Consider the following 3,175-nt stretch of genomic DNA (forward strand, 5'->3'; position numbering starts at 1 on the left):
CCAGCAGGTATGATGAAAGAAAAATCATCATATACTTTATGTTGAAAATCCAAAGAGTCTTTTCTGCGCCCCATCTTAACGATACCTTCACCATCTTCAATACGCAGAAATTGATTTGTTTCAGGGTGAATTTCTAAACCAATTTCGCCTCCAACAGTGATGCTCATAAGTGTAAGCTGTAGATTTTCTCCTGTCCATAAAGCGGTACGAAAAGTATTGTTTTGCTTAGTAGCCTCCTCAATATTAACTACAAATGGGTATGGCTGAACATTCAAGTAGATATGATGAATGTTCAGAATATCTCAATATAAATGGTTTTATTGTATATGCTTTTGATCATCGTGGACATGGTAAAACTACTAGTACAATAGAAGAAACATCCAAAGTTACCTATGTTCTTATTTGGTCATAGCTTTGGATCTTTTCTAGCACAGGAATATATAATTTGCTCTATTGAAAAGGAAGATTTTTGCAAAAAAAAGAAATGTAAAATTATAAATGTCTTAACTTTGGGAAACCATAATAAAAGGTTCGAAGCTGATGGAAGTCAATTTGCATGGATATGCAGCGATTTAAATGTAGTAAAAAAATATGAAGAAGATCCGTATTGTGGTAAGGTCTTTAGTATAGGCTTTTTCTACTATTTAATGAAGGGATTAAGCAAGCTTTATAAAAAAGAAAGACTCTCTTAAATTCCAGTAGAACTACCAATTTACATTGTTTATAGAGAAGATGATCCTGTAGGAAACTAGTAAAAAAACTCTTTAAAATTTATAAAGAGATTGGAGTTAGAGGTGTAGATGTAAAATTATATTTAGGCTTTAGGACTTTTAAGTAAATATTGAAGTGTGTTTTATAATCCCTCAGACTGATTAGTTTCGGGGATTTTTCATAATGGAGATGACTTTTAGATAAATAAACTGGTTAATTGATAGCATGTAAATTTTTAATAAATACTCTAAAAGATGGGGGTGAGGAATGTCTTGAGTATAATAACACTGAACTTTTTACAATAAAAGTGGTATAAAAGATATAACTAAAGTAACTATATACAATTTTTGTAATATGTTACAATGAGGATAAAAGAGAGCGATTTATAAAAGAGTAGTATGTAGGTAGTTTAAAATAGAAACATTTTACGGGAGGGGTAAATTATGTTTAAAAAAATCTCAATGTTATTTTGTACAATTTTAATAAGTATTACTAGTTTGTTTGCAGTAAAAGCATCTGCAGAAACAACAAACTATTGGCAAAATTGGACTGATGGTGGTGGAACAGTAAATGCTACTAATGGATCTGGTGGCAATTATAGTGTTTCATGGTCAAATTGTGGGAATTTTGTTGTGGGTAAAGGTTGGAATGTTGGATCACCATCTAGAACAATAAACTATAATGCTGGAGCTTTTTCACCATCTGGTAATGGATATTTGTCTCTATATGGGTGGACAAGAAGTCCTCTTATAGAATACTATGTTGTTGACAGTTGGGGAACTTATAGGCCAACTGGAATATATAAGGGAAGTGTAAATAGTGATGGAGGAACATATGATATATATGAGACCACACGATATAACGCACCTTCCATTGATAGTAATAGTTCAACATTTAAGCAGTATTGGAGTGTTAGAACTTCAAAGAGACCAATGGGGGCTAACAATGCAATCACTTTTAGCAATCATGTGAATGCATGGAGAAATTGTGGAATGAATTTAGGTAGAAATTGGGCTTACCAAATGTTTGCAACAGAAGGATATCAAAGTAGTGGGTATTCTAATGTAACAGTGTGGTAACAAATCACATGAGGAGTGTATAACTTACAGTTTTAGAAATATCAAGAAGGTATTTTACAATTTGATATTGTTAAGGTTAGTCGGTTTTACAGTCAATAATTTTATATATAAAAAATAATGCAGCCTACATACTACATGAATATTAAATTTCAAAAGAATGAAGGTCGATTTTAGTATTTAAAAGTTATCAGTATCTTATGTTTAAGAGTGCGCCTATAGGGGGCACTTTTTGCAATTGTACATCATCCTAAAAATTTATTATGCTATTTTATATCTTTATCTTTATATCTTTATCTTTATATTTTTCTCTAAATTTTTTTTGATATCTTGAACAATTTGATTGTGAAATATTGTCTTGAGACACTATTTTTTTATTTAAAAGAATTAATGAAGCAACCTGATAAAGTATCTATTATCAATTCAAACCTTTCAATTACAGATGAAACAATTGGTTGCTACTATGGAGATAATAAAATATACCCTTTAGATTATGCAGAGATAAGTGAAACAGATGAAGGATTAGATAAAAAGCTCTGTATAAAATTTCAAATATGATTATTAATGAACATTGACTTTAGATGATAAAATATATAATGTTAGTGGGAAGTTCTGGTTTGACCGTCAGTGGCAAAATGAAGGTTCTAATTTTGGTGTGAAATGGAATTAGAGTATTATATGTATAGGTCGATAGATCAATGTGTTACGGTGAACATGTATAGCATTTGATGGATTTAGCAAGTTACGCTCATTAAGAATGTACATATATAATGTATATGCAAGCTCTGTGTCGTTATTTTTGTCATAATCCAAAAGATAACGCATAGACGGGTGGCAATAGGCCTCTAAGGATTCACTTTGCATAAAAGTGCTGACAATGTGATCTAGATAATATTGTTTGTAAATAAACAAATTTGCTTTGATAAAAATAAATCTAAATCATTACCAATTGTAGTATCAAAATCTGGAGGATATCCAGATTTGCCAAAAGGATTTCAGTGGTATTACTTTACTTGGGAAGATCCATTTTCTCATGAGATAAAAAATAGTCCTTTAAGTTTTTTAGCACAGATGAATTGTGAAGAAATATTTGATAATTATGATTTGTGGGATGAGTGCAATGACTTTTTAGAGAAAGATAGATATAAGACTAGTGGAGAAAATTTATCTAAGCTATTAGGTTACTCAGATAATATTCATTACTACATAAAAGAGGTAGATTTAAAAAATAAAAATTGTGATAACACGTGGCTTATTTTACAATGTTCTTGATGATATTTAAAAGACCTGACCATATTTAACTTGGTCAGGTCTATATTATGTGTGCCCAGCATGGGCACGTACTAGTCGGTGAAAGTCCGATATGGGGGTTGATAGTGCCAACCATT

The 3,175-nt window shown here is 30.9% G+C and carries 5 protein-coding genes and 1 pseudogene; 5 read left to right on the forward strand and 1 reads right to left on the reverse strand.

The annotated features are described in order from the left end of the window. Positions 1 to 263, reverse strand: a pseudogene (locus H9661_RS19795) (cupin domain-containing protein); the annotation flags it as partial. On the opposite strand from H9661_RS19795, the gene H9661_RS19960 reads away from it, so the two are divergent. The 5 genes from H9661_RS19960 (at position 260) to H9661_RS19245 (ending at position 3,059) form a co-directional block, all read left to right on the forward strand. Then, on the forward strand, positions 260 to 412 hold the full coding sequence (locus H9661_RS19960; protein WP_191770420.1) for a serine aminopeptidase domain-containing protein: 153 nt from the start codon (positions 260 to 262) through the stop codon (positions 410 to 412). The pseudogene H9661_RS19795 and the gene H9661_RS19960 overlap by 4 nt on opposite strands. Then, entirely contained in the window at positions 393 to 692 is a 300-nt protein-coding gene (locus tag H9661_RS19230) for an alpha/beta fold hydrolase domain-containing protein (RefSeq protein ID WP_191770422.1), read from the forward strand. Before H9661_RS19960 ends, H9661_RS19230 begins: the two co-directional genes overlap by 20 nt. A 480-nt stretch (positions 693 to 1,172) precedes the next feature. Further along, a complete protein-coding gene (locus H9661_RS19235; protein WP_423738994.1) occupies positions 1,173 to 1,790 on the forward strand; it encodes a glycoside hydrolase family 11 protein in 618 nt (205 codons plus the stop codon). A 387-nt stretch (positions 1,791 to 2,177) separates the two neighbouring features. Then, positions 2,178 to 2,345, forward strand: a complete 168-nt coding sequence (locus tag H9661_RS19240) for a hypothetical protein (protein WP_191770424.1) — start codon at positions 2,178 to 2,180, stop codon at positions 2,343 to 2,345. A gap of 336 nt (positions 2,346 to 2,681) precedes the next feature. Further along, positions 2,682 to 3,059: a DUF1963 domain-containing protein gene (locus H9661_RS19245; RefSeq protein WP_191770426.1), complete on the forward strand. Its 378-nt coding sequence runs from the start codon at positions 2,682 to 2,684 to the stop codon at positions 3,057 to 3,059. Positions 3,060 to 3,175: the final 116 nt, after the last annotated feature.

The sequence above is a fragment of the Clostridium cibarium genome (assembly GCF_014836335.1).
Classification (GTDB): Bacteria; Bacillota; Clostridia; order Clostridiales; family Clostridiaceae; genus Clostridium; species Clostridium cibarium.